The 449-nt window shown below is 65.5% G+C and carries 1 protein-coding gene; it reads left to right on the top strand.

Annotated elements, in window-relative coordinates; genetic code table 11:
* Window positions 1-449 (top strand): condensation domain-containing protein (locus AB3X89_RS40250; RefSeq protein WP_368588060.1); only part of this gene is annotated, 449 nt, incomplete at both ends.

Raw genomic sequence — 449 nt, 5'->3', positions numbered from 1 at the left:
CGACGCTTCTGGAGCGGACACGGCGTACGGCCCTGGGGGCGCAGGAGCATCAGGACCTGCCATTCGAGCAGGTGGTGGAGATCGTGCAGCCGCCCCGGGCGCTTGATCACACGCCGCTGTTCCAGGTGATGTTGGCTTGGGAGAACCACGCAGGTCCGTCGTTCGACCTTCCCGGACTGAGTGTGGAGGCTGCCGCCGACGGGCTCGATCAGGTCAAGTTCGATCTGGAGCTGAGCCTTAGCGAGCATGGCGAGGAGATCGCTGGAACACTGAGCTATGCCACGGCACTTTTTGATCAGGCGACGATCGAGCGGCAGCGTGGTTATCTGCTGGCGCTGCTGCGGGCGATGGTTGCGGACGCGGGCCAGCCGGTGGAGCGCATCGATATCCTGCCGGCGGCGGAGCGCGGGTATCTGCTGGAGGAGCTGAACCGCACGGAGGCGGCGTAT

This window comes from Paraburkholderia sp. BR14320 (genome assembly GCF_040948665.1).
GTDB classification, from domain to species: Bacteria; Pseudomonadota; Gammaproteobacteria; order Burkholderiales; family Burkholderiaceae; genus Paraburkholderia; species Paraburkholderia youngii.
Note: the sequence above shows the minus strand (reverse complement) of the source record. Positions and strands in the feature narration are given on the sequence as shown.